The organism is Fulvivirga sp. M361 (assembly GCF_007097395.1).
In the GTDB taxonomy this organism is placed as follows: Bacteria; Bacteroidota; Bacteroidia; order Cytophagales; family Cyclobacteriaceae; genus Fulvivirga.
Genome location: NZ_VKDC01000013.1, coordinates 1 through 24,772, shown reverse-complemented (window position 1 = coordinate 24,772; position 24,772 = coordinate 1). Strand labels below are relative to the sequence as shown.

Annotated in this window: 27 protein-coding genes; 17 read left to right on the top strand and 10 right to left on the bottom strand. The window is 39.8% G+C overall.

Going from position 1 to position 24,772, the window contains the following annotated elements; translation table 11 throughout:
- Positions 1 to 10: 10 nt before the first annotated feature.
- From FNH22_RS15565 to FNH22_RS15555, 3 genes are all read right to left on the bottom strand, one after another.
- Entirely contained in the window at positions 11 to 1,012 is a 1,002-nt protein-coding gene (locus FNH22_RS15565; RefSeq protein ID WP_143399338.1) for a FecR family protein, read from the bottom strand.
- Between the two features lie 63 nt (positions 1,013 to 1,075).
- The gene (locus FNH22_RS15560) at positions 1,076 to 1,657 is read right to left on the bottom strand and encodes an RNA polymerase sigma-70 factor (protein WP_143399337.1); all 582 of its coding nucleotides are present in this window, start codon (positions 1,655 to 1,657) and stop codon (positions 1,076 to 1,078) included.
- A gap of 118 nt (positions 1,658 to 1,775) precedes the next feature.
- Positions 1,776 to 2,564: a DUF3667 domain-containing protein gene (locus FNH22_RS15555; protein ID WP_143399336.1), complete on the bottom strand. Its 789-nt coding sequence runs from the start codon at positions 2,562 to 2,564 to the stop codon at positions 1,776 to 1,778.
- Between the two features lie 62 nt (positions 2,565 to 2,626).
- On the opposite strand from FNH22_RS15555, the gene crtD reads away from it, so the two are divergent.
- Positions 2,627 to 4,093 (top strand): 1-hydroxycarotenoid 3,4-desaturase CrtD, encoded by a 1,467-nt coding sequence (gene crtD, locus FNH22_RS15550; protein WP_143399335.1) that lies wholly within the window; start codon positions 2,627 to 2,629, stop codon positions 4,091 to 4,093.
- A gap of 20 nt (positions 4,094 to 4,113) precedes the next feature.
- Here the strand turns inward: crtD and FNH22_RS15545 are convergent, their stop codons facing one another.
- The 4 genes from FNH22_RS15545 to FNH22_RS15530 are packed head-to-tail and all read right to left on the bottom strand — an operon-like array spanning position 4,114 to position 7,043.
- A complete protein-coding gene (locus FNH22_RS15545) occupies positions 4,114 to 4,887 on the bottom strand; it encodes a LytTR family DNA-binding domain-containing protein (protein ID WP_143399334.1) in 774 nt (257 codons plus the stop codon).
- Between the two features lie 19 nt (positions 4,888 to 4,906).
- The gene (locus FNH22_RS15540; RefSeq protein ID WP_143399333.1) at positions 4,907 to 5,932 is read right to left on the bottom strand and encodes a sensor histidine kinase; all 1,026 of its coding nucleotides are present in this window, start codon (positions 5,930 to 5,932) and stop codon (positions 4,907 to 4,909) included.
- A gap of 26 nt (positions 5,933 to 5,958) precedes the next feature.
- Positions 5,959 to 6,627: a hypothetical protein gene (locus FNH22_RS15535; protein ID WP_143399332.1), complete on the bottom strand. Its 669-nt coding sequence runs from the start codon at positions 6,625 to 6,627 to the stop codon at positions 5,959 to 5,961.
- Positions 6,627 to 7,043, bottom strand: a complete 417-nt coding sequence (locus FNH22_RS15530; RefSeq protein WP_143399331.1) for a DUF2141 domain-containing protein — start codon at positions 7,041 to 7,043, stop codon at positions 6,627 to 6,629. The genes FNH22_RS15535 and FNH22_RS15530 overlap by 1 nt, the downstream gene beginning before the upstream one ends.
- 1,051 nt (positions 7,044 to 8,094) lie before the next feature.
- On the opposite strand from FNH22_RS15530, the gene FNH22_RS15525 reads away from it, so the two are divergent.
- From FNH22_RS15525 to FNH22_RS15470, 12 genes are all read left to right on the top strand, one after another.
- On the top strand, positions 8,095 to 8,979 hold the full coding sequence (locus FNH22_RS15525) for a MerR family transcriptional regulator (protein WP_143399330.1): 885 nt from the start codon (positions 8,095 to 8,097) through the stop codon (positions 8,977 to 8,979).
- 157 nt (positions 8,980 to 9,136) lie between these two features.
- Positions 9,137 to 9,634 carry an RNA polymerase sigma factor gene (locus FNH22_RS15520; protein WP_255518066.1) on the top strand — a complete coding sequence of 166 codons (498 nt, stop codon included), beginning with the start codon at positions 9,137 to 9,139 and terminating at the stop codon, positions 9,632 to 9,634.
- 9 nt (positions 9,635 to 9,643) lie between these two features.
- On the top strand, positions 9,644 to 11,122 hold the full coding sequence (locus tag FNH22_RS15515; RefSeq protein ID WP_143399329.1) for an NAD(P)/FAD-dependent oxidoreductase: 1,479 nt from the start codon (positions 9,644 to 9,646) through the stop codon (positions 11,120 to 11,122).
- Positions 11,119 to 11,955 carry a phytoene/squalene synthase family protein gene (locus FNH22_RS15510; protein WP_143399328.1) on the top strand — a complete coding sequence of 279 codons (837 nt, stop codon included), beginning with the start codon at positions 11,119 to 11,121 and terminating at the stop codon, positions 11,953 to 11,955. The genes FNH22_RS15515 and FNH22_RS15510 overlap by 4 nt, the downstream gene beginning before the upstream one ends.
- 2 nt (positions 11,956 to 11,957) lie before the next feature.
- Positions 11,958 to 12,482: an isopentenyl-diphosphate Delta-isomerase gene (gene idi / locus FNH22_RS15505; protein ID WP_221420282.1), complete on the top strand. Its 525-nt coding sequence runs from the start codon at positions 11,958 to 11,960 to the stop codon at positions 12,480 to 12,482.
- Between the two features lie 48 nt (positions 12,483 to 12,530).
- Complete coding sequence (locus tag FNH22_RS15500; RefSeq protein ID WP_143399327.1) at positions 12,531 to 12,707, top strand: DUF6435 family protein; 177 nt, start codon at positions 12,531 to 12,533, stop codon at positions 12,705 to 12,707.
- A complete protein-coding gene (locus tag FNH22_RS15495; RefSeq protein WP_143399326.1) occupies positions 12,700 to 14,004 on the top strand; it encodes a deoxyribodipyrimidine photo-lyase in 1,305 nt (434 codons plus the stop codon). Before FNH22_RS15500 ends, FNH22_RS15495 begins: the two co-directional genes overlap by 8 nt.
- Positions 14,001 to 15,446 carry an SDR family oxidoreductase gene (locus FNH22_RS15490; RefSeq protein WP_143399325.1) on the top strand — a complete coding sequence of 482 codons (1,446 nt, stop codon included), beginning with the start codon at positions 14,001 to 14,003 and terminating at the stop codon, positions 15,444 to 15,446. The genes FNH22_RS15495 and FNH22_RS15490 overlap by 4 nt, the downstream gene beginning before the upstream one ends.
- Before the next feature lie 13 nt (positions 15,447 to 15,459).
- Entirely contained in the window at positions 15,460 to 15,936 is a 477-nt protein-coding gene (locus FNH22_RS15485) for an SRPBCC family protein (RefSeq protein ID WP_143399324.1), read from the top strand.
- Positions 15,933 to 16,406: a sterol desaturase family protein gene (locus FNH22_RS15480; RefSeq protein WP_143399323.1), complete on the top strand. Its 474-nt coding sequence runs from the start codon at positions 15,933 to 15,935 to the stop codon at positions 16,404 to 16,406. Before FNH22_RS15485 ends, FNH22_RS15480 begins: the two co-directional genes overlap by 4 nt.
- A 123-nt stretch (positions 16,407 to 16,529) precedes the next feature.
- Positions 16,530 to 17,192, top strand: a complete 663-nt coding sequence (locus FNH22_RS15475) for a carotenoid biosynthesis protein (RefSeq protein WP_143399322.1) — start codon at positions 16,530 to 16,532, stop codon at positions 17,190 to 17,192.
- Positions 17,116 to 18,324 (top strand): lycopene cyclase family protein, encoded by a 1,209-nt coding sequence (locus FNH22_RS15470; protein ID WP_143399321.1) that lies wholly within the window; start codon positions 17,116 to 17,118, stop codon positions 18,322 to 18,324. The genes FNH22_RS15475 and FNH22_RS15470 overlap by 77 nt, the downstream gene beginning before the upstream one ends.
- Before the next feature lie 4 nt (positions 18,325 to 18,328).
- On the opposite strand, the gene FNH22_RS15465 is transcribed toward FNH22_RS15470, so the two are convergent.
- From FNH22_RS15465 to FNH22_RS15455, 3 genes are all read right to left on the bottom strand, one after another.
- On the bottom strand, positions 18,329 to 19,051 hold the full coding sequence (locus tag FNH22_RS15465; protein ID WP_143399320.1) for a DUF3291 domain-containing protein: 723 nt from the start codon (positions 19,049 to 19,051) through the stop codon (positions 18,329 to 18,331).
- A gap of 64 nt (positions 19,052 to 19,115) precedes the next feature.
- Positions 19,116 to 21,731, bottom strand: a complete 2,616-nt coding sequence (locus tag FNH22_RS15460) for an ABC transporter permease (RefSeq protein WP_143399319.1) — start codon at positions 21,729 to 21,731, stop codon at positions 19,116 to 19,118.
- The gene (locus FNH22_RS15455; protein WP_143399318.1) at positions 21,728 to 22,066 is read right to left on the bottom strand and encodes a PadR family transcriptional regulator; all 339 of its coding nucleotides are present in this window, start codon (positions 22,064 to 22,066) and stop codon (positions 21,728 to 21,730) included. The genes FNH22_RS15460 and FNH22_RS15455 overlap by 4 nt, the downstream gene beginning before the upstream one ends.
- A gap of 262 nt (positions 22,067 to 22,328) precedes the next feature.
- Between FNH22_RS15455 and FNH22_RS15450 the strand changes: the two genes are divergently transcribed.
- From FNH22_RS15450 to FNH22_RS32395, 4 genes are all read left to right on the top strand, one after another.
- Entirely contained in the window at positions 22,329 to 23,327 is a 999-nt protein-coding gene (locus tag FNH22_RS15450; protein ID WP_143399317.1) for a beta-ketoacyl-ACP synthase III, read from the top strand.
- Between the two features lie 112 nt (positions 23,328 to 23,439).
- A complete protein-coding gene (locus tag FNH22_RS15445; protein WP_143399316.1) occupies positions 23,440 to 23,664 on the top strand; it encodes a hypothetical protein in 225 nt (74 codons plus the stop codon).
- 136 nt (positions 23,665 to 23,800) lie between these two features.
- Positions 23,801 to 24,514, top strand: a complete 714-nt coding sequence (locus FNH22_RS15440) for a hypothetical protein (protein ID WP_143399315.1) — start codon at positions 23,801 to 23,803, stop codon at positions 24,512 to 24,514.
- A gap of 36 nt (positions 24,515 to 24,550) precedes the next feature.
- Positions 24,551 to 24,772 (top strand): hypothetical protein (locus FNH22_RS32395; RefSeq protein ID WP_221420281.1); only part of this gene is annotated, 222 nt, incomplete at its 3' end.

The following is a 24,772-nucleotide window of genomic DNA, read 5'->3' as shown; positions in this document are numbered from 1 at the left end:
TGAATTTTACCTAGTCGCAACCAGGACCTGTCAGGTAGTAGGTTTCATTAACAAGTTCGTATTCGATGCCCGCAGAAATCGCAAGTACTTCTAATACTTCTTCCATAGAAGGCGAGTCAAATTCCATAGTGAATTGACATGAAAGCAATCGATCATTGCGTGATTTGATCTCTTTTTTGAAGTAATTTTCTAAAACTGTTATCACCTCCGTCAGTGATGCGGCCTTAAATATCAGCTTATGGTCTTTCCATGACAGAAAATTCAGGTTTGTGTTCCTTGTTTTCGTAAATAGTCCGGTATTTTTATCATATATACCCTTATATCCTGGGGTCAGGATTTCTCCGGATCGTTGATTATCAGCGGCATAAAAAGCTACCTTACCTGTAACTACCGTTACCTCGGCAAATGCGTCCCCTACCTGATCTTTCGCATTAAATGAAGTCCCCAATACGGTAATTTGAGTTTCATTTGTAGTTATGATAAATGGTTTATTTTCGTTCGCGATAACGTCAAAAAAACCTTCCCCGACAAGCTTGATCGCTCTTCTTTCTTCGTTATAATCTTCTCTATAGTGTAAAGTCGCTCCTGTATTCAGCCAAACGGTAGAACTGTCAGGAAGTAAAACAGTAACTGGTTCATAAAGCGCCTGATGTTTAACCATATTGGTTTTAAATTCCCTTGTGAGTAAAAACACCATTGCCACAAGAAAAAAAATGGTAGCAGCCACATAATACCACCTTGATTTCAGGAAAACCTGTTTCATTCGTGAAGGAGGAGCAGGCTGTTGTACTTGTCGTATAATCCTCTCCCTTACATCATCCCATGGTATTGCCACAGTAACCGACGGTTTTAAACGACCAGCAGCCTCCCATCGTACTTTTAAATAATTAAAAATCCTTTGTTTATCAGAACTGCCTGAAAGTTCATTTTCCAGGCGTTGCTTTTCATTATCAGAAATTTCTCCCGAAAACTCTTTGGTAATGAGTTTTATAAGACTGTCGCTATCTGTCATATCGATATTTATACCTCCATGACGATTGATGGCATCCACATACGTAAAAACCCATAAAAAAACTTACACTATCATCAGCCCAAAGGTTAGTGACAGTAATTTATCGGTCCGATATCCTGCTTTCTGACGAAGTAATTTTAAAGCGATTGAAATTTGTTTTTCTACAGTACGAGGAGATAAATTGAGATAATCTGCTATTTCCGAATTGGTGAGGCCTTCAAAACGGTTGAGTGAAAATATGAGCCTGCACTTTGGAGGCAACTCTGACACAAACTGTTCTATCTCTGCTTTCAAGGTCTCATAGTTCGTAATATCTTGTTCTAATGGCTGTGTCGGATCCCATTCTAACTGCAGGTAACTTTTTTTATTCTTCTCAACCTGGAGATTTTTCTTGATGTGATCCAATGCCATATTTTTCATGGCGGTATTCAGATAGCTTTTGAAATTATCGATCTGAGAAAGCTGTGTGCGTTGAGTCCAGAGTTTAGTGAATAACTCCTGCACCATGTCCTGGGCCTCGTCTTTGTCCTTAAGTATATAATAAGCGGTCTTAAATGCCATCTGATGGTATTTATGAAAAAGAAGTTCAAGCCCTTTTACCTCTTCGTGTTGGAGTAAATCCCTTATTTCATCTTCCACCTGCATGTAATAACGGCTTGAAATTAAACAACTTTCACCATAGCGTAGCAGTAGAACGTTGTCATAAACTTTATGTTAAATGCGGCAAACGTATCAATAGTTCAAAACCACACCGCCACATATTTCAACTTCCTTTAAAACCTTCCAATACCTGAGGGTTAACTGCTACATACAGAAAGGCCACTATAATAAAAGCAACCAATAACATGAAGAAGCCAAGTAGCCATGCCAACACACCTTTAAAAAAACCAAACACCTTATTTCCAGAATAGAAAGACGTACAGACCCATCCATAAAAAAACAGGCCTATGAAGGTAATGATCAGGTTAGGCGCCCATCCGACCATCCAATACATTACCACGGAAAGGTTATTAAGTATGAGCGGATGTCCGATGGCATAAAAAACAATCACTGAATGCTCCACGAAATTGAGGTCTGACTTTCGGTATAACAGCCGGTTCGAAACAATGTAAAGCGGTAGCATAAAAAAAGAAAAAATGCGAAAATTGTTAGTGATGACATGCATCAAATCCTGGCTGAATTGCTCCTGGCGAGCAGAAAGATCTTCCTGATTAAAGGACCTGTTCACGTCAGACATCATTTTTGACAGATCAACGTCAAGCATTGAAGCCAACAACACATAAATGGTAAGCATCAAAAAGTAATACCCCACAGGTCCTACATAATTAACACGGATACCTATTAAGGTGCTTTGAATCACTTTTTCAGGCCTTAATGTAAGATCACGAATCGTTCGGATAAGCTTATTATCGAAACCAAATAACCTTTGTTGTAATTCATTGAATAAGGTGCGCCATGTTAATCGATTTATTCCCGACTTTTGTCCACAGGTTTGACAATAGCTACCTGATACTTCACTATTACAATTAATACAGTGTATTACATTTTCCATCTTTTCAACATAAAGCAAAAACAAATATAAAAGGCTGCTGTTGAATTCAAAACAGGTAAAATTTGAAAGCAATTGTTATTGGTGCCGGTATAGCCGGGCTGGCAGCAGCATGCCGGTTGGCACAAAAAGGTTATCGCGTCACTGTTTTTGAGAGTAATGAATATCCGGGAGGTAAGCTTACGGCTATTTCTTCCAAGGGATTTCGATTCGACGCAGGCCCTTCCCTGTTCACGCTCCCTCATTTACTTGACGATGTGTTCCATGCGACAAAGGAAAACCCAAGGGACTTTTATGATTATGAAACACTGGATGTGGCATGCCATTATTTTTATGAAGATGGTACCACATTGAAATCATTTTGTGATCAAAACAAGTTCGCCAGCGAGGTGAGTGAAAAATTAAATATTGATGGAGGCGTGGTCGTTGATTTCCTTCAACGAAGTGAAGTGATGTACAACCAGGCAGGTCAGATATTTCTGAATAACTCTTTGCACAAAGCGACAACCTGGCTCAAAAAAGATGTACTATCCGCTTTGCTCCGGATCTACAAATACGACCTGTTTAAAAGTATGGATGCCGCAAATCAAATTCATTTAAAACATCCCAAATTAGTCCAGTTATTTGATCGTTATGCTACTTACAATGGTAGTAATCCGTACAAAGCGCCGGGTATACTGAATTCTATAGCACATCTTGAGCATAATCTCGGCACCTACTTCCCAAAAGGTGGCATGCATACTATCACACTGTCACTTTATGAACTGGCCCAAAAGAAAGGTGTAGAATTTGTATTTGGAAAAAAGGTAAGCCGTATCCGCAGTAATAAGAATAAAGTAACAGGTGTCGATACCGAGGACGGTTTCACACAGGCTGACCTCGTGGTATCCAATATGGATGTTTACCCTACTTACAAATATTTGCTACCTCAAATAAAAACACCTGAAAGGATAGAAAAACAGGAGCGGTCGAGCTCAGGTCTGGTCTTTTATTGGGGCGTAAAAGGAGCGTTCAGCAACTTAGGCCTTCATAATATTTTCTTTAGTGAGAATTACAAAGAAGAGTTTCACCATCTTTTTGACAAACAACGCATTTACCAGGACCCAACCGTATATGTGAACATCACTTCCAAGCTAAATAACTCTGACGCACCGGAAGGTCATGAAAACTGGTTTGTAATGGTGAATGCCCCAAGTAACACAGGTCAGGACTGGCAAACCATAATCGCTCAAACAAGAGAAGCGGTAATAAAAAAACTCTCAAGGTTGCTCAACAAAAATCTGTCTGAAATTATCGTAACGGAAGAATTGCTCAACCCTATGAAAATAGAAGAGCGTACGTCCTCGTTCAAGGGATCACTCTATGGCACAAGTTCCAACAGTAAATTTGCCGCTTTTTTACGACACGCTAACTTTTCGTCAAAAATCAAAGGGTTGTATTTTTGCGGGGGTAGTGTTCATCCTGGCGGAGGTATTCCTCTCTGTCTTTTATCCGCAAAAATAGTAAGTGAATTGGTACCTGAAATCTCTTAACATCCTTTCATCCAGTTGGCTTATTGATCCAGCCACGCTTTAAATTCATTGACCCGTTCACGGCTTACGATAACATCCTGCTCTGAAAAATGATCTAAAACAATTTTCAAACGGCTATTAGAGTAACTAATAATGTCTTTGACCGACCGTAATGAAATGATAAACCGGCGATTAATTTGAAAGAATTTGGTTGGATCAAGCATATCGATAAGTTGTTGTAGTGTATAGTCCAGTAAGTAGTTTTTACCCTGGTCCAGGGTGCAAAAAGTAGCCTTTTCCCTACTGAAAAAAAAGAGTATTTCGTCAACTGCTATAGACCTGATGTGCTCTCCTGTTTTTACCACAAATCGATTCTTATACTGTCTGGTAAGCATTTGCATAGCTGCGGCAATCTGGTCCATACTGTTTACAGCAGTAACGTTGACCGTTTCAGGCGCCTGTTTCAACGTATTTAGTTTAGCAAATGCGTCAGAAAGATCTTCATCGTCTACAGGCTTAAGCAAATAGGCCACACTATTTACTTTGAAGGCTTTTAAGGCATATTCATCATATGCAGTGGTAAAAATAATGGGGGCAGTGATAGAAACATGATCAAATACTTCAAAACTCAAACCATCAGCCAGTTGGATATCCATGAACACCAGGTCTAGCATCTTACCGGTCTGAAACCAGTCTATTACACTTTTTACACTATCCAGTTTAGCGACAACCTCTATGGAATCATCGTAACTCAACAAAAGTCTTTCCAGGCGTTTTGCCGCTGGTTTTTCATCTTCGATAATTAATACTTTCATAGTCCGGTCAATGGATGCTTTAGGATTCGTTGAGTAAGGGTAGCTTAACCATAAAAAGACCTTTGGTATCCGATACCTGGATCTGTTTTTCTGATAAAAATTCATAGCGGGCCTTAATATTTACAAGCCCGACACCCGATGATTCTTCTTTCAGTATGTTCTTTTTTTGAAGGGTATTTTGAATCACCAGAAATTCATTTTCTTGCAAAATTTTAATAGTAAGCGGTTCATTATCAGAAACTACGTTATGCTTAAATGCATTTTCTACCAGCATTTGGACGGCCAGAGGAACTACATAATAGTTTTGATCTATCTGCTCATCCATTTCAAAGATAAGCGCATCTTCATGCCTTATTTTCTGCAAAAAGACATAAGACCTGACAAACTCGAGTTCTTCTTTAAGGGAAACCAGCTCTTTTTCGCGCGTTTCTAATACATATCGGTACACCTGTGAAAGCTTTTTAATAAACTTCGCAGACAAGTCGGCATCTTCATATACGAGGTTGGTAAGGGCATTCAGACTATTGAAGAGAAAATGCGGGTTCACCTGGTTTTTGAGCGACTCATATTTGGCAGAAATAGCCTCTCGCTTCATTCGCTCACTTTCGAGCGCAAGATTGCGCCAGGATAAAAGAAATCTTCTACTATTCATAATCAAGGTAGCTAACAAAGAGATAATCAGGGAAGTGGAAACAGTGGCAGAAGGACTGCCTACCCTAATATCAAAAAAATACTTAAACAACCACCCCATAATAATGACCGCTATTACGGTGAATCCGGAATGGCCAAGCAAACTGACCAGTAACCGTTTCACAGGTTCTTTAAGCCAGTCAACATATTCATTTGTAATATAATTCACAAAGACATTCCCTTTGGCCAGTACAATCCAAAATGTGGCACAAACCAGGATAGAATACCACACCATAAGGCTATCATCCCAGCATTCAGGACACATCAAAAAACTAAAAGGCACTCCGATCAGGCCCAAAAGAAAGATATCCCTGAGCTGCCGGAACCAAAATGATTTTGAATGCAATAAGAGCATATTAGATAACTAAAAGTAAATAACAATCAAGATACTGCCTTAGATTGATCGATCTTTCGCTTAAGTCTGACGATAAAAATATAGATTAAAGGCACTCCGATAAGAGAGGGCCAGCTCCACTGGAGCCAGGTAGGAAGAAAGCCCATTACCTGACTGGAAAATGCCGTTAGTGCAGCTATAAACCCTCCGATCATCCCTCCAATATGTCTATATAGCCAGGCTTGTGCTTCATGTGGTTTCAAAAAGAGCTGTATATTTTTTTTAGAAAGTAGCAGGCCCAACGTTCCAAAACCTATGCTTAAATAAGGAAACGCACCTTGTACATCTATGAAGATCAGGTAAATACCCCAAGCTACATATGTTGTATTAAAAATGGCGTTTACAATGGCAGCCAACCAGTCATACCATTTTACTGTATCTCCCCTATGGAGCTTCTTTTGGAACTTCCACCGGTAAGCGCTGAAAACTGAGTAATAACTGAAGACTGAGATCATTAATAAAAACGGGATCCATTTTACCGTAGATAAAAATAATGCGGTGACAAAGATAACTGTCATAGACCAAAAAAATATGAGGCCCCAACGCTTATGGCTTTGACCGCCTTTTTTCACCACCATTGCAATAGGAGCCACTGCCAATGCAATGACTCCCGCTATTATATGAATAATGAGTATGGTATCTGAAAGCGACTTCATTAGTTCAGAGTTATGGTCATCACAGTATCTGAACTTACTGAGAACTTTGATGCTTCATAGTCCGCAGGGCCATAGAAAGCAGGGGGGTTATTGGAAAACCCATACCCTTCTATCGGGCCCATAGGGCCAAAATCAACTTCACTATTATTATTTTCGTCATGATGCGTGGCAATAGCGTACTCACCAGCAGGTAATCCTTCTATGACAAACGCGTTTCCTTCATGATCAGCCAGGTTGAATTTCAATGATTTAAATGGCTGTTCCATATAAGATGCCTGTGAATTAAAAACACTTAAAGATAAGTGTCCTTCCCTGTTCAACATACCTTCTACCTTAACCATAATAGAGATTTTATCTTGCGCGAATGTGATATTTATGGCCGTTAGAATTCCTAAAATGACAATTAAATTTCTCATGATCTTTTGGGTTTGTGTTAAAATATGATGCTAATATCACCACGGGTGTGGCATGTTGAAAAAAGTACTTACTGAACTGTAGAATTACCTGGATGAATTGTAAAAACGATAAAGAATATTGATTTTACAGGTAACGGAAGAAGAGAAGGAACATACATTTCGCGCCAAAATTACCTCTGTTTTGCGAAACTGGCTCAAGAAACACCATCTAACGGAAAAAAGTGTATGGCTTATCCTGTAAAAAGACAGTAATGCACCCAGTGTATACTACAATGAGGCTGTAGATGAAGCATTGTGCTTTGGTGGGATTGACGGTAAACCTAAATAAAAGAGACCCGGAAAGCTACTACCGATTTTTCTCCAAACGTAAAACAACAAGCAACTGGAGCAGGATCAATAAGGAAAAAGTAAAAAAGTTGTAAAAAGAAGGGCATATGGCAGCGGCAGGCAATGAAATGGTACACATTGCAACAGAAAATGGCATCTGAAATGCCTTAGATGACGTAGAAAGCCTGGTAATTCCTCAGGATCTGGCAAATGAATTAGATAAAATACCTGGAACCAGGAAAAACTATGAACTTTTTCCAAGATCAGTAAAAGAGAATTCTGGAATAGATAATGAATGCAAAACGGCCCGAAACCAGGAAGAAGCGAATTGAGGAGACCACAAAACATATGAGCCAATCCATTCAGAAAACCTTGATAGACCGAAGCTTAACCATCAAAGCACGCTTTCACAAAATGAGACAACAGAGCATTTTCATTCAACAAAAAAGTATACAAATTGTATCTGATTTATGCAATTTGAAGACTTAAAGCACATCACATTAATAAGGCTTACATTCGCGAACAACTCATCAGAAAAACGGTTGATTAACTTGATTTTTATACATTTGTAAGCCGTACGAGAGGATAAAATAAGTTTACTCTTCGCTAAACCACTGGATAACCGTAAAAGCGCATTAAAGTTTTTTGGCACAAAAAACAATAATCATAACAATGTGAAACAAATGAGAACAGTGCTTGTTTACCAGTTAGATCAGGGATAGAGATGGGAAATTATTCGATTAAGGAACTTGAAAAGTTATCGGGCATTAAGGCCCATACGATTAGGATTTGGGAGAAAAGGCATCAGATCATAGATCCAAAACGCACTGATACCAATATCAGGTTCTACTCGGATGACGATCTGAAGAAAATCCTCAATGTCTCTATTCTAAATAATAATGGGTATAAGATCTCATATATTGCTGACTTATCCATTAAAGAATTAACGAATACCGTTAAGCAACTTTCAGAAGAAAAAACAGACGCGGCCTTATTTATTGATCAACTCACTATTTGCATGATCGATTTTGATGAAGTGGGCTTTGAAAAGAAATTGGCAGGATTTATTCTGAAAATTGGCTTCGAAAGAACACTCCTCGAAATTATCTATCCTTTCCTGACCAAGATAGGAGTGTTATGGTTGTCAGGCAATATAAGCCCGATACAAGAACATTTCATTACGAACCTAATTCGTCAGAAAATAATTGTAGCCATTGATGGGCTCGATGTAAAAACGGATGAAAATGCGAAAAAAGTCGCCTTTTTCCTTCCTGAAAATGAAATGCATGAAATTGGTTTGTTATTCTTTCATTACCTGCTGAAAAAGCTGAAATTCAAAACTTACTATTTAGGACAGTATGTACCTTTTGATGATCTGGTTAAGAGTGTTGAGATAATTCAACCGGATATGATGGTAGCATCTATATCGTACAGTCCCTCTGCACGTCAGCTGAATCAATTTTTAAAAAATCTCGCAGAAACTTTCAATGGTACCGACATATATATCACGGGCCAGTCACAACTTAAACAAAGTCTGAGTCAGTTTAAAAATCTACACTTCTTTGAGGACGCTCTGGCACTAAAAGAGTTGTTTTCTTCTAAAATTTAACACTTTCCGCCTTTACTTGCATATAAATGCCTCAATAGGTGTTTAAACACAATGTTTAAAGTTTACAAAAAAAAACTTAAACAAAATATTGTATAAGAAATCTAATCTTGTAATTTTGTTTAACGTTTCACCATAAATGTTAAACACTATGACGGCAATGGAATTTGATCACAAAATAGCTTCTCTCCATGAAACGCTAGAATTATTCACTAAGAAGTTCACAAAAGATCAGGAAGAATCAGAAGATCTGATCCAGGATACTATCCTGAAGGCACTGACCTATAGAGATAAGTTTAAGCAAAATACCAATCTGAAAGGGTGGCTTTATACTATCATGCGTAATACGTTCATCAATAATTATCGTAAAGCGCAAAGAGCTCGTACTACTTTGGACGACACCAAGGAATCATACTATCTTAATGTACCTGATAACCATACCTTCAATACACCGGATGGAAATTATGAATATAAGGACATCACCAAGTGTATCAATGAAATTAAAGAAGACTTATTGACACCGTTTAAAATGCATACGGAAGGTTATAAATACCATGAAATAGCTGATTATTTAAATATACCGATCGGGACGGTGAAAAACAGAATATTCCATGCCAGAAAGGAAATACAGAAAAAATTGTTAGCTTATGCTTATTAATTAATAAGCATGACAAAAAAAATAGCGGTCATAGGGTCCGGGTTTGCTGGATTAGCAGCAGCTTGTTGTCTGGCCGACGCCGGTTGTGACGTAGAATTATTCGAAAAGAACAGTACCCCGGGCGGCAGAGCACGCCAGTTCTCTTCTAAAGGATTTACTTTTGATATGGGGCCCAGTTGGTATTGGATGCCCGATGTTTTCGAACGTTTTTTTAATAAGTTTTCTAAATCTACGGCTGACTTTTACCAGTTAGAAAGATTAGACCCTTCCTATAAGATCTTTTTTTCAGATGATCTGCCGGTGGATATTCCAGCTTCAGTAGAAAAATTAGGCGAGTGGTTTGACAGCCTGGAGCCTGGAAGTAGTCGTCAATTGAAAGCTTTCCTGGATGAGGCCGCTTACAAATATGAAGTAGGCATCAACGAACTGGTTTATAAACCCGGGCAGTCATTAATAGAATTTGCTGATCTAAAACTTATTAAAGGAGTATTCAAACTCCACATTTTCCAGTCCATGTCGAAGTATATCAGAAAATACTTCAAACATCCAAAACTTATCCAACTACTGGAATTCCCGGTACTTTTCCTTGGCGCCATGCCGAGCAAAACACCGGCATTATACAGCTTAATGAATTACGCCGATATTTCATTGGGCACATGGTATCCTATGGGAGGGATGCACGAGATCGTTAAGGCAATGCATCAATTAGCTATTTCTCTTGGTGTCACCTTTCATTTTGACACCCCGGTGGAGGAAATCCATATGAATGCAGTAAAAGCCAAAGGATTAAAAGTGAAAGGGGAAATAAAAACCTTTGATTTCATAGTAGGTGGCGCCGATTACCATCATATTGAACAGCACTTGCTACCTGAAAAATTCAGGACTTATGACGACAAATATTGGGACACAAGAGCAATGGCTCCCTCAAGTCTGATTTTTTATCTCGGTATTGATAAAAAATTAGAGAACTTAAGCCATCATAATTTATACTTTGATGAGTCTTTTGAAGTACATGCCAAAGAAATATATGAAGACCCCAAGTGGCCTTCAAAACCATTATTCTACGTGTGCTGTACGTCTAAAACTGATCCTACTGCCGCTCCGGAAGGTATGGAAAATGTATTCATCTTAATTCCCACCGCCCCGGATCTATCGGATGATGAAAGTACAAGGGAAAAATATTTTGAAATGGTGATGGATCGGATGGAACGCCTGACCCATCAGAAGATCAAGGATCATATCATCTTTAAAAAGAGTTATGCTCACAATGATTTCATCAGCGATTATAATGCCTTTAAAGGAAATGCTTACGGACTTGCAAACACTTTAAAGCAAACAGCGTTATTAAAGCCATCAATGAAAAGTAAAAAAGTAAAAAATCTTTATTATACTGGTCAATTGACCGTACCGGGGCCCGGAGTCCCACCATCGTTAATATCGGGGCAGGTTGTGGCGGAAGAAATCCTCAAACAGGTTAATAAAAAATGAAGCAACTCTTTGATCACGTGTCTCAAAAGTGCAGTAAGCTAGCCACTACTTCTTACAGCACCTCGTTTTCTTTAGGGATAAGGTGTCTTTCAAAAGAACTAAGAGACCCCATTTGTGCTATTTACGGTTTTGTACGCTTTGCAGATGAAATAGTGGATACCTTCCATGACTATGATAAAAAGACCCTTCTTGAACGCTTTAAAAAAGACACTTACCTTGCTATTGAAGAAGGCATTAGTTTAAATCCTATCTTAAATAGTTTTCAACATGCGGTCAACACATACTATATAGATCATGAATTGATCGATCAGTTTTTATACAGTATGGAAATGGACCTCGCGGACCAAACCTATGATCAGGAAAAATTTGAAATGTACATTTTGGGTTCGGCTGAGGTGGTAGGTCTTATGTGTTTAAAGGTATTTTGTAAAGGAGATGAGAAAAAATATCTTGAACTCAAACCTTTTGCCATGAAGCTTGGCTCAGCATTTCAAAAAATCAATTTTCTTCGTGACCTTGAATCCGACTATGTAGATATGGGCAGAACTTATTTCCCGGGCCTTGAAATGTCTGAGTTCAATGCTGAAAACAAGCAGACCATTGAGGAGGATATTGATGAGGATTTTAAAATGGGTTTTGAAGGTATTAAAAGGCTTCCCCAAAGCGCAAGATTCGGCGTTTACCTGGCCTATGTTTATTACCATAATCTCTTTAAAAAAATAAAGAAAGTACGTCCTGCTCATGTCCTCAACGAACGCATCAGGATACCCAATCAACGTAAGCTGTCCATATTATTTTATTCGTACATCAAACATAGACTAAATCTTATTTAGCCTTGGAGCACGTTATATTGGTAAATACCAACGATGACCAATTGGGCACCATGGAAAAAATGGAAGCCCACCAACGCGGTGTTTTGCACCGGGCATTTTCTGTATTGGTCTTTAATTCCAAAGGGGAGCTAATGCTTCAAAAAAGGGCTAAGCACAAATATCACTCCGGTGGTTTATGGACAAATACATGTTGTAGTCATCCCCGGGAAAACGAATCGATGGAACAGGCTACTCACCGTCGTTTGATAGAAGAAATGGGCATTGACCTTCAGCCCGAATTTCTTTATAAATTCATTTATCGTGCTCACCTGGATCAAAACCTTATTGAACACGAATTAGATCATGTTTACACCGCTATCTATGATGAGGCCCCTACACTTAACTATGATGAAGTAGAAGATTGGAAATTCTCATCTATAAAAAATGTGAGACAGAGTATCAAAAGCAACCCCGAACAGTATACCGCGTGGTTTAAGATCATTATGGACAGTTATGAAAATCATGTTTCTTCAGACATAATCCGATGAACATCCCGGTGTTAAAGCTGTTAGTTTGATATAACAACTTTAGCTTATATGTTCTCACTTTTCAAATCAGATCCCATAAAAAAACTTAAAAAGAAAAAATCCAAATTGCTTGAAGAAGCGATGCAAGTCCAGCGCTCCGGAGACTTGAAGCTTTATGCCACCAAAATGGAGGCCATAGAAGCGCTGGAAAAGGAAATTCAAACCCTGCAAGGTACTAATGACTAAAAAGCCTGTTAATATATTCTGGTTTCGTCGTGACCTGAGACTTGAGGATAATACAGGGCTTCATAAAGCTTTGGAAGGAAAACACCCCGTATTACCCATTTTCATTTTTGATTCGCAGATCATAGATTCCCTGGAAGACCGGTCGGATGCTCGCCTCACATTCATTCACCATCATCTCTCGAAGATTAATGAGGTATTGAAAGAAAAAGGGGCCGCGCTACTTACCTTTTATGGCGAACCCAAGACTATTTGGGCCAAACTATTGGAAGATTACAATGTGCAAGGCATTTTTCTAAATAGAGACTATGAGCCTTATGCCAGAAAAAGAGATACTGAGATAGAGGAAATTGCACAAGAACAAAACATATCTTTTAATACATTTAAGGATCATGTATTGCATGAACCGGACGCAGTATTAAAAGATGATGGCACCCCGTATGTAGTATTCACTCCATATAGCAGACGCTGGCGTGATAGTCTTACACCTGGTCATTTTAAGACAGTTCCTTCCGCTTCTTATTATGATAACTACTATCAAATACCCAATGCTCCTATCCTATCGCTTGCAGACATGGGGTTCACCAAATCAAAATTAGTTGTACCACCTTCAACGGTTTCGGATACAATACTTAAAAGATATGGTGAAAACCGGGACTATCCTGCCGTAAATGGTACCTCGCGGTTGGGTGTACACCTTCGTTTTGGCACAATCAGCATACGCGAATTGGCACAACAGGCTGAGGGAAAAAGCAGTACTTTTCTTAATGAGTTAAATTGGAGGGAATTTTACCAGGTGATCCTATGGCATTTCCCGAGAGTGGTTACGGAAAATTTCAAAACCAATTATAACGCTGTGGAATGGCGTAATAACGAAGATGAATTTCAAGCCTGGTGCGAGGGAAAAACAGGTTATCCTATTGTGGACGCCGGTATGCGGGAGCTTAATGCGACCGGCTATATGCACAACCGCGTAAGAATGATAGTAGCCAGTTTTCTGACTAAACATTTACTCATAGACTGGCGTTGGGGTGAAGCATATTTTGCAAAAAAACTGTTAGACTATGAATTAGCTTCTAACAATGGTGGCTGGCAGTGGGCGGCCGGCACCGGTACGGATGCACAACCCTACTTCAGGATTTTCAATCCCGAATCACAAACCAGGAAATTCGATCCGGAACTAAAATATATCAGACAATGGGTTCCAGAGTTCCAGGAATTGAATTATGCCAAGCCTATCGTAGAACATAAAGCTGCCCGTGAGCGGTGCCTTAACACCTTCAAAGAGGCATTGGCATGAAGGTGTTACTCACAGGCTCTACCGGGTACATTGGACGACGATTATTGCCTGTTCTGGTAAAAGAAGGACATCATGTCACCTGTATTGTAAGGGATTCAAGACGATTTGATTGGTCTGATTTCAGTGAAAAATTTTTAGAAAATGTTACCGTCATTGAAGCAGACTTCAGTCAGAGTATTGAGCCAAATGAGTTACCCACTGATATTGAAGCAGCGTATTACCTGATCCATTCATTGACTCAGTCCTATGAGAGTTTTGAGCAGCAGGAAAAATGCACCGCATACAATTTTGCCTCATACATTTCCACCACTTCATGTCAACAAATAATATACCTGGGAGGTATATCCAATGCCGATGAGCTTTCAAAGCACCTTGCTTCACGGCAAAATGTAGAAGAGCAGCTTAGGACATCAAAAGTACCTGTAACGGTGCTTAGAGCGGCAGTGATCATAGGTTCCGGTAGCGCATCCTTTGAAATCATCAGAGACCTGGTGGAAAAACTTCCCGTCATGATAGCACCTAAGTGGCTAAAAAGTAAATGTCAACCTATCGCTATCAGAAACGTGATAGAATACCTGATGGGGGTGTTACACCATGAGGCATGTTATCACCAGGTTTTCGATATTGGTGGCCCCGATGTACTCACCTATAAGGAAATGTTATTGCAATATGGAAAATCACGACGACTAAAACGAACCATCATTACACTGCCTGTACTAACACCCAAGCTATCGTCTTTATGGCTTTACTTTGTCACGTCTACTGCCTATACCTTAGCAAGTAAGCTGGTAGACAGCATGAAAAACGATGTCGTCGTCAAAAATCATGGTATCCGGGAACTTGTGTCTATACAACTCCTTTCCTATGCCGAAGCGCTCGAAAAGGCCTTCAGTAAGATCAATCAAAAAAACGTGATCTCAAGCTGGAAGGATGCCATAACCCATCATCATATTGATAAGAATTTTCTGGATTATGTAGATGTGCCCCGTTATGGATGCTTCCGTGATACCAGAACAGTAGAATTTCATAGGGAAACAAGCGAAGTATTGAACAATGTCTGGCAAATTGGAGGAAAACGAGGCTGGTACTTTGGCAATACTTTATGGAAGATCAGAGGCTTTCTGGACCAGCTCATTGGTGGAGTAGGACTTCGCAGAGGCAGAAGAAGCCAGGTAGACCTTAAAGCAGGTGACTCATTGGACTTCTGGCGCGTGTTACTGGCAGATAGTGACAGAGGCCACCTTCTTCTTTATGCAGAAATGAAACTTCCGGGGGAAGCGTGGTTGGAATTTAAAATAAACGAAACACCGACCAAAAAACTTTTGTTACAAAGGGCCACCTTCCGTCCATTAGGGTTATGGGGGCGCTTATATTGGTATCTCGTACTGCCATTTCATTTTTTAATTTTTCCAAAAATGGCCCAGAACATAGTGAAGTACTGATTGTTTTATTTTTATGAAGGTATATACATTAACAAGAAAACAAACGCTTCCCATTAGCATGGAAGAAGCCTGGGATTTTTTTTCATCTCCGGTAAATCTGAAGGAAATTACGCCGAAGCATATGAAGTTTGAAATAAAATATATTTCGGGTAGAGACAGAATGTACGCCGGGCAGATCATCAGGTACATAGTGAATGTATTACCCGCCATTCCGGTAAAATGGACCACGGAGATCACACACGTTAATGAACCGTATTACTTTGTAGATGAACAGCGCTTTGGCCCATATGCTCTATGGCATCACCAACATCGCTTCAAGCCGGTAGAAGGTGGAGTGGAGATGATAGACGAGGTGAATTATGCTGTCCCTTTCGGTATTTTAGGACGTTTGGCTAATTGGTTGTTTGTGAGCAAACAGGTAAATACTATCTTTGACTATCGCTTTGAAGTGTTAGATCAACTGTTCAAAAGAAAAAAAGTAGCTGCATGACAATAACCACCGTGATACTGTGCGCTCTGATTGTCATCGGAGTTTTTCTGTTCATGGAATTTGTGGCCTGGTTTACTCATAAATACATCATGCATGGCTTTTTATGGGTATGGCATGAATCACATCATAAGAAACACAATCATACTTTTGAACGCAATGATCTTTTTGCTGTGGTATTTAGTGTACCCAGTATTGTCCTTATTATGGTATCCACTTCAGTATATCCATCCGCTTATCTTACAGCGGCCGGTATTGGTATTTTCTGCTATGGAGCCTTTTACTTCATTTTCCATGATATCATAGTACACCAAAGAATAAAGTGGAGGCCAAAAAAAAGAAGTAAATACCTGGATCGCATGATCAAAGCGCACTACATACATCATAAAGTACGTACAAAAGAGGATGCCGAAGCTTTCGGTTTTTTGTATGCTCCCAAGAAATACGACAAGGCGGATATCAATCAATCTTAAGGAGTTTCAACGCACACTTTCCTGGTCTTTTCGTTTTAAAATAATAGCTTTTTTATTCACTTCTCAGGTTAACCAAATGAATAACCATCTGTTATTTGATTATTGACCCGGGAACGTGTAAGCATGAAACTCAACAGTACATTTAGCATTCAAAATGGGCCCAAGATCTATTTCTCAATTGGAGTAGTTTGGCTTTTTCATATCTCAGGAATAGTGGGCATCACCATAGGGTTTGAATCATGGTTTGTTCCCAAAACTCCTTTAAACCTCTTGGTCTGCCTGGTCTTACTCGTGTGGCAATATCCTATTAAGACATTAAAAACAGCATTACTTACCTTGGTCTTCTTCAGCTGTGGAATGTTGATCGAATGGATAGGTGTACATCATGATTTTCTTTTTGGGGCCTACCACTACGGAAACAACCTGGGAGCCAAAATAGATGGCGTCCCCTTACTGATAGGGGTTAACTGGGCTGTTCTTACCTTGATCACCGGAACCATTGCCTCAAAACTCACCAACAGCTTTCCTGTCAGGGTCATCACAGGAGCCTTTTTAATGGTATTCCTGGACTTTTTCCTAGAAGTTTCCGCACCGGTCTTTGACTTTTGGCATTGGGAAGCTGGTGCCGCTCCCATCCGGAATTTCATTACCTGGTTTTTAGCCTCTTGCCTCTTACACGCTGTCCTTCAATTATATAAGGTGATTGGTAATGATCAGATTTCTATCCATCTTTACCTTGCTCAACTGGCTTTCTTCGTCTACTTCTATGGAATACATCACTTATGATTATGCTATTATTGGCGCAGGTGCTGCAGGTTTGAACCTGGCGTTGTGTATGTTAGAAGATCCCTTTTTCGACGACAAAGCCATAGTGATTTTTGATAAAGACCTTAAAAATGCCAATGATCGAACCTGGTGCTTTTGGGAAAAAGGGGCCGGCCGCTGGGACGGCGTTGTTTCTCATAAATGGGGAAAAGCTGTGGTTACAGATACAAATACAAAACAGTATACCCTAAGCCTTGACCCGTTTACCTACAAAATGATCCATTCAGATGATTTTTACAGGTTCGCTAAAGATAAGATCAGAGCATCCGGCATTATTGACTGGGTAACGGCGGAAGTAGAGCAGGTAAATATTATAAATGGAGCGCAGGAAATACAGGCTCAAAAAAGGTATTTGATCACGCGCCATACATTTGATAGCAGAATAGCCTCCAAGTTCAACCATGATACCTCCTCGATCAAGTTATTACAGCATTTTAAAGGCTGGGTTGTAGAAACCGATGCTCCTGCCTTTGATCCCTCTGCATTTGTAATGATGGACTTTAGCCTTAGGTGGAAAGACACTACAAGTTTTACTTATGTTTTACCTTTTAGTGCCACCAAAGCACTGGTAGAATTCACACTTTTCAGTCCGGACCTGATACAAAACGAGGAGTATGATACTATGCTCAAACAATATGTCACTGAAATCCTTGACATAAAAAAGTATAATATCCTGGCATCCGAACAGGGTGTTATTCCTATGTCTGATTATCCTTTCCACCATCAGAACAACGACAGTCTTACGAAAATCGGCACTGCAGGAGCATGGGTAAAACCTTCGTCAGGATATTCGTTCAAAAACACCGAACGTTATTCTTTGAGGATTATTGATAATATCAAAAAAGGCCTGGTCCCCTCAAAAAATATCATCCGTAAAAAATACCGTTACTATGACTCTGTATTCTTAAATGTACTATACCATAGAAATGAATTGGGGCCTGAGCTTTTCACTATCATGTACGGAAAAAACCCTATTGAAAAAATATTCGACTTTTTAGATGAGCAGACCTCTCTTCTCGATGACATCAGAATAATGAATACTTTCCCAAAAGCGCCATTTAACAAAGCGGTTTTTAGAAAATTAGTAAGTTAATAAACTATTCATCTTCATTACGCCGGGAAAGCTTTGGCAATGGATTAATTCCTTCCCAGGTTCCCTCCGACCGAAAGGGTTGAAATCTTGCAAACAACTCTTCTTTATACCAATTAAGCTCACGTGTAAGTCGGATAGCTTCCTTATGTTCTTCACTACCATAGGCAAAAGAGGTTAGTTGCTCTTCACTCTCCCAGAGACTAAAAGTAGCCATCTGCACTAACGGAATCTCACCTATTCCCTTTGTATACATCAGCCCCCTGGCTCCGTTCAGGGGCCTATGGGACTTGGGGACATAACGCCAAAAGGAGACCATTTTATTCCATTTTATCGTCGCACGGGTAATAACAGCCACATAATTATTGGAAGGGTCTGTTTTTGCCAACTCAAACGGGTTACTGCCAGACCATTTGCCCTTCGCAGCAATCGCTCTGAAGTACAAACACCACAATTCAGAGGAACGATTTTTATAGTCTGTCAGAAGCTGTGATTGGTCAAAAAAATGCTCTGCATGATCCAGGTTATCCCAGACTTGCAAAAGGCTGTAAACGGACCAATCGGGCAAAGGATTAAAACCCTTTCCTTTTCCACTGCCCAACAAACGATAAAAACGTTGTCCTTTTACATTTTTCAGACTTTGATGCGCCATCTGCATCATCTTCAGCGCCCAAAATTTATCACTGGTGGTTGAAAAACGAAAAAAAGCAATAGTAGTGACCTGATCCATACGTTAAGCCAAAATAACAACCTATAATACTTTTCGTTCGTCATTCCGGCAAGAAAGTCAATAACTACTCACTGCGTAACGTTTCTGCCGGATTCATATTGGCTGCTTTTAATGACTGATAACTCACGGTTAGAAATGCAACTACGATAGCACAGGAAACCGCCACAACCAATGGTAAAAACCCTACGGAAGTACGATATTCAAAATCATTTAACCATTGTGTCATCAGCCAGTAACTCAATGGACCTGCCACAAGAAAAGAAATTAATACAAGCCTCGAAAAATCACGAGAAACAAGAAAGAAAAGGCTGGCTACGGAAGCCCCGAGCACTTTTCTAACACCAATCTCCTTTGCGCGTTGTTCTACAGAGAAAGAAACCAGGCCGAAAAGTCCTAAACAGGCAATCAATATGGCTAATATTGAAAACGTAATGAATACCTGGTTCAGGCGCATTTCATTACGATACATTGCATTGTACTCATCATCCATAAAATCAAATACAAACGGTCGGTCGGGTACGATCTGTTTCCATAAATCTTCAATACTCAGCAGTGTTTTTTGGAGGTCATCCGGCTGAATACGTATGAAGATCTTATTAAACTGACGTGGCTCTATAAACAGCAGTAACGGGCCTATTTTTCTGTGCAATGAGGTAAAATGAAAATCATTAAGGATTCCAACAATCTCACCTTGCCTGCCGTTCAGGTTTACTTGCTGGCCAATGATGTCTTCAGGGGCTATCATAAGTGTTTTTGTTAATTCCTGATTAACGATGAATGAGAAGCGTCGGTCTGAACTCTCTTCAAGCGTAGCTTGCTTATGGTCTGCGTCGGTCAGGTCGCGCCCGAAAAGCATTTCCATGTTCATAGTCTCAATAAAATCTTTTTCCACTGTTATAGCCTGGACGTTCATAGGTTCATCTACGTAACCAGGCACTGACAAGGCGTAACCTCCACCAATGTCGGTGGGGCTTTCTGAAGCGCTTGAAACGGACACCACATCTTCCATTCGTTCCAGCTGGGTCTTGATCCTGTCAAAATTTTGGTTGACCACATTATCTGTAGGAAGTATAAGCACATTTTCAGTAGTATAACCCAACTTTTTATTACGCATAAACTGCAATTGCTTATAGATCACCAGCGTACCTATGATCAAAAATATGGAAATGGAAAACTGAACTCCTACCAGTACCTTTCTCATCCAACTGCCTTGCACAGAGCGCTTAAAACTACCTTTCAAGACCTGACCGGGAGCATAGGAAGATAAACTAATCGCTGGATAGGCCCCTGCAAAAAAACTAACGAACACTGCAATGATCAATAACCCAATAATGACAGGCCCACTAAGAATATCTTGAAAGACAAGCTGCTTACCGGTAAGATGATTAAAAGGCCCTAAAAAAATGCTGACCATTACCATAGCAATGATAAGTGAGAGAGTGGTTATAATGATCGATTCTCCCATAAACTGATAAAACACCTGTTTTCTGAGTGCCCCCAGTACTTTGCGCATGCCAACTTCTCTGGCCCGTTCTGCTGACCTGGCAGTAGCAAGGTTCATATAGTTAATACAGGCGATGATCAATATCAATAATCCAACCGCGCTTATGATATAAATGTAACGGATATCACTTTGAGGTTGCATTTCAGAGGGAATATCAGATCTTAAATGAATATCTGTCAGTGGCATTAGGTCAAAGCCCATTTTTACATCGCCCAGCTGATCCCCCAAATTTTTCACATACAGGTCATGGATATCCGACTCAACCTCCTTTGCCAAATCAGGGTCTGTCAATACCAGGTAGGTAGCATAATTAGCACTCCACCAAGTTTCCCTTTGAGAAGCCCTCAAAGAGCTAAAGCTTGCCAAAAAGTCGAATTTCATATGTGAATTATCAGGTACATCTGAAAGTACCCCGGTAATACTATAATCATCGCCATCTACTTTTATCACCTGCCCGAGTGGGTCTTCATCGTTAAAATATTTTTTCGCAGAAGAAGCCGTTAGTATTACAGAGCGTGGCGCAGCAAGGGCTTTTGCCGGGTCACCTGCCAGCATTTCAAAAGAAAATACATCGAAAAAAGAACTGTCAGCATACAAAAACCGCTCTTCCTGGTATTTGGTATTCTCTTTTTGTACCACCACCGGGCTGAACATACTTACATTAAATACCCGGACACCAGTAGCCACCTTACTATTATCCCGCCTGAGTGATGGAAGAAGTGCGGTAGGTGTGGTGTACGACTTACCCGAGGCTCCTGCTGTTTCGTATGAAATGTTCACCCTGAAGATGGCTTCAGCCTGTTTATGGAACTTATCAAAACTCAGTTCCTGGACTACATAGACACCAATAAAAATACAACATGCCAGACCTATGGCCAGGCCTACCACGTTAATCGTGCTGTACCCTAGCTGTCTTCTGATATTTCTGATTGCAATTAGTAGGTAGTTTTTAAGCATATCTATACTGTTTGGTGGATGATATTTTCGTTTCACAATGAGCCCCGGGGCTGATAAAATCAGAAAAACAAATGCTTTTCGATTGGCATATCTTCTATTTTTCTTTTCACATAGCTCAGCATAGTACTCAAAAAGGTCGCCCTCAATTTCATCACACATATGTGCCGGACAGATCCTTCCAAGTACTTTACTTATCCAGTTTGGCGGAAGCTGATTCATAAGTCACTTTTATCTAAAATGATCGCTGGCACTGATGCCCACAGTCCTTCCCTTAACTGCCGGATATCCTGAAGTGCCTTGATTCCAAAGGGGGTTATGTCATACAGCTTTTTTCTCTTCCCTCCCCGAATAGCCGTGGCCTCCCCTTTATACGACTTAAGAAACCCTTTCTTTTCCAGTCTGTGAAGTGCACTATGTACTGCGCTGAGATTGATCTTCCGGGTTGTTCTGATTTCAATTTCTTTAAGGACCGCATTACCATACGCCTCATTTTTCAGTACCATTACGGTCAGTAAAACGACCTCTTCAAATTCTCCCAGATATGTTCCTTTCAAGGTAATTTATTTTTTCTATAAATGTAGATATAATAAACGGATTATGGTATAAGACTCATAATGAACAAAAAGGTTGCACTCCATCTATGATAATTGTGTATTAAAAAATCTATAAGCTGGTTATCCAAAGAGTGTGGAAATCAGTTATCTACAGGTAAAGGTATCCATTCAGAAATACAGTCCGTTCTACGTAACTTCTATGCGCTAAAGCCTAACTAACATTAGTTATTTTAATTATATTTGGCATTTGAAAAGATCCAGTATGCTTAATTCAAAAATCGCGGGACTCGGTCATCATGTCCCTGAAAAGATCGTCACGAACGACTACCTATCGACGATCATAGACACCAATAACGAGTGGATAATAGAGAGGACAGGTATTCAAGAACGCAGATTCATTGACCCTGAAAAAGACACCGTTGCCAACATGGCTGCGAAGGCATGTCGAATGGCCTTGGAAAGGGCTGATTTAGAGGCCCGGGAAATAGATTTCATCGTTTTTGCCACTATTACCTCTGATTATTATTTCCCCGGATCAGGTGTATTACTTCAGCGAGAGTTAGGGTTAGAAAATATACCCGCCATGGACATTAAGAACGCCTGCTCCGGTTTTATTTACGCTCTATCTACTGCTGACCAGTTCATAAAAACGGGTATGTATAAAAATGTACTGGTGGTAGGTGCGGAAATACAGTCTACTGCATTGGATCTCACTACTCGCGGCCGTAATACGGCAGTGATATTTGGGGATGGCGCCGGTGCAGCTGTGTTACAGCCAACGGAAGGACCGGGCATACTTTCTACACACTTACATTCTGACGGAAAGTTTGCGGAAGAATTATTTGTCAAAGACCCTGGAAGCAGCCGTCCTCATGAAGAACGTCAACCGGAACAAATTCTGGACACTTCAGGATTCAAAGTCCACATGAATGGCAACCTGGTATTCAAACATGCTGTAGTGCGTTTTATGGAAGTCATTAATGAGGCATTACAAGCAAATAATATAGAAAAAGAGGAAATTGACTTATTGGTCCCTCACCAAGCCAACCTGCGTATAAGCAACTACATTCAACAAAAGCTTGGATTGCCTGATGAAAAAGTGTATAATAACATTATGAAATATGGCAATACCACGGCAGGCTCTATCCCCATTGCCATGAGTGAAGCCTGGGAAGAAGGTAAGATAAAGGAAAACGACCTTGTCTGCCTGGCCGCATTTGGAAGTGGTTTTACCTGGGCCTCAGCATTGATACGATGGTAACTACCTTAATTATTAAGAAAGGTATGTATGATATTGCCCCATTATTATGTCATACCTGAATACATACGCAGACTCAAGACTCATAATTTAGACTTATGACTATATTAGCATCATGAAAACAACTCAATACAATCCCAGTACACTGGAAGTTAGCTTTGCAGAAGCATTAGAAGACCTGAAGGAAGTCATTCAAAAGAAGTTACCCAATAATGATATTATTAAAATAGAAAACACTATTTCTGCGGACAATCCAATGGTGAAATTCTTTTTGCTGGACAACGACGGTGATCCTCATGAGATTGTATTGAAGATCATCCAGACACCGGATAAATTCTAGGTCACTTCGACAGATCAGAATACGTTTTATAATGTCAGGATATTAAGGTCTTACCTAGGAGTTAGGGGCTTTCCTTTAAGATATTTACCACAAATTGGGTGGTAAATGAGAAAGTGATTTGCTTTAACTTACCGTTATGGTAAAAATCCTCTGGTTCTCCTGCATACTCATCTGTACATCCCTATTTACGTATGGTCAAACTGAAAATCAGGTATCTGTTTTTGATCAAACCATTAATCCTGCCGGAATTATAGAGGAACTCCCTCCCCCTCCGCCAAAAGTAGAAGGTAGTGTATACTTGTCAGAAGAATGGCAACACGGTGCGGTTACATTGGCGTCAAATCAAAAGATCACTAATTACCTATTAAAGTATGATCTGCAAAACCATATTCTTGAGATAAGAGTTAGTGATGAAATAAAGGTATGTCCATTGCATATGTTTACCTCATTTGAACTGAAAGATGTTAGAACCAATACCACAAGCCGGTTTGTAAATTTACCTAATCTTACCAATGACCCTGAATTCGCAGATGGAATTGCAGAAGTATTATTTGAAGGTGAAGTACTTTTATTGAAGCAATACCATTTAGTCACTAAAGAACCTACCTATTTAGCTACGGTGGATATGGGCAAAAAGAATTCAAGTATTCATAAGAAAGAAAAATTCTATATCTCACAAAATAAAACCCTAAAAAAAATTGAGAGAAGACACAAACTCAATAAGGAGTTATTTGGCAACCACCAGAGTCAGATGGAAACTTATATTGCCACAAATAAATTAAAATTTTCCAATGAGTCAGACCTAATTAATATAGCCCTTCATTTCAATAGTATAATTTCCGGGAAATAGCCTCCGGAATACTTGACCGACTTTTAAATACCCTCCTTGCCGGCAACTATTTTACTAGTACCACGCATGTTTACTTTAGGGCTCTCTCGAAAATTCCATTTTCAAGGTTTGTTTCTGGGTGCTGGTCACTGGGTCACTGGCAATACAGTGCACAATTTATTGATTATCATCATATTACAAATACACTTGAAAAATGATGTTGCTCAGTCGCTTATTGCAAATCAGACCGTGATAGAAGATAAAAACCTCGAAAATGGC

Coding starts and splice junctions, on each gene's coding strand:
- FNH22_RS15565 (WP_143399338.1), bottom strand. CDS start 1,012: ATGACAGATAGCGACAGTCTTATAAAACTCATTACCAAAGAGTTTTCG.
- FNH22_RS15560 (WP_143399337.1), bottom strand. CDS start 1,657: ATGCAGGTGGAAGATGAAATAAGGGATTTACTCCAACACGAAGAGGTA.
- FNH22_RS15555 (WP_143399336.1), bottom strand. CDS start 2,564: ATGGAAAATGTAATACACTGTATTAATTGTAATAGTGAAGTATCAGGT.
- FNH22_RS15545 (WP_143399334.1), bottom strand. CDS start 4,887: ATGAAAGTATTAATTATCGAAGATGAAAAACCAGCGGCAAAACGCCTG.
- FNH22_RS15540 (WP_143399333.1), bottom strand. CDS start 5,932: ATGCTCTTATTGCATTCAAAATCATTTTGGTTCCGGCAGCTCAGGGAT.
- FNH22_RS15535 (WP_143399332.1), bottom strand. CDS start 6,627: ATGAAGTCGCTTTCAGATACCATACTCATTATTCATATAATAGCGGGA.
- FNH22_RS15530 (WP_143399331.1), bottom strand. CDS start 7,043: ATGAGAAATTTAATTGTCATTTTAGGAATTCTAACGGCCATAAATATC.
- FNH22_RS15525 (WP_143399330.1), top strand. CDS start 8,095: ATGGGAAATTATTCGATTAAGGAACTTGAAAAGTTATCGGGCATTAAG.
- FNH22_RS15520 (WP_255518066.1), top strand. CDS start 9,137: ATGGAATTTGATCACAAAATAGCTTCTCTCCATGAAACGCTAGAATTA.
- FNH22_RS15515 (WP_143399329.1), top strand. CDS start 9,644: ATGACAAAAAAAATAGCGGTCATAGGGTCCGGGTTTGCTGGATTAGCA.
- FNH22_RS15510 (WP_143399328.1), top strand. CDS start 11,119: ATGAAGCAACTCTTTGATCACGTGTCTCAAAAGTGCAGTAAGCTAGCC.
- FNH22_RS15500 (WP_143399327.1), top strand. CDS start 12,531: ATGTTCTCACTTTTCAAATCAGATCCCATAAAAAAACTTAAAAAGAAA.
- FNH22_RS15495 (WP_143399326.1), top strand. CDS start 12,700: ATGACTAAAAAGCCTGTTAATATATTCTGGTTTCGTCGTGACCTGAGA.
- FNH22_RS15490 (WP_143399325.1), top strand. CDS start 14,001: ATGAAGGTGTTACTCACAGGCTCTACCGGGTACATTGGACGACGATTA.
- FNH22_RS15485 (WP_143399324.1), top strand. CDS start 15,460: ATGAAGGTATATACATTAACAAGAAAACAAACGCTTCCCATTAGCATG.
- FNH22_RS15480 (WP_143399323.1), top strand. CDS start 15,933: ATGACAATAACCACCGTGATACTGTGCGCTCTGATTGTCATCGGAGTT.
- FNH22_RS15475 (WP_143399322.1), top strand. CDS start 16,530: ATGAAACTCAACAGTACATTTAGCATTCAAAATGGGCCCAAGATCTAT.
- FNH22_RS15470 (WP_143399321.1), top strand. CDS start 17,116: ATGATCAGATTTCTATCCATCTTTACCTTGCTCAACTGGCTTTCTTCG.
- FNH22_RS15465 (WP_143399320.1), bottom strand. CDS start 19,051: ATGGATCAGGTCACTACTATTGCTTTTTTTCGTTTTTCAACCACCAGT.
- FNH22_RS15460 (WP_143399319.1), bottom strand. CDS start 21,731: ATGAATCAGCTTCCGCCAAACTGGATAAGTAAAGTACTTGGAAGGATC.
- FNH22_RS15450 (WP_143399317.1), top strand. CDS start 22,329: ATGCTTAATTCAAAAATCGCGGGACTCGGTCATCATGTCCCTGAAAAG.
- FNH22_RS15445 (WP_143399316.1), top strand. CDS start 23,440: ATGAAAACAACTCAATACAATCCCAGTACACTGGAAGTTAGCTTTGCA.
- FNH22_RS15440 (WP_143399315.1), top strand. CDS start 23,801: ATGGTAAAAATCCTCTGGTTCTCCTGCATACTCATCTGTACATCCCTA.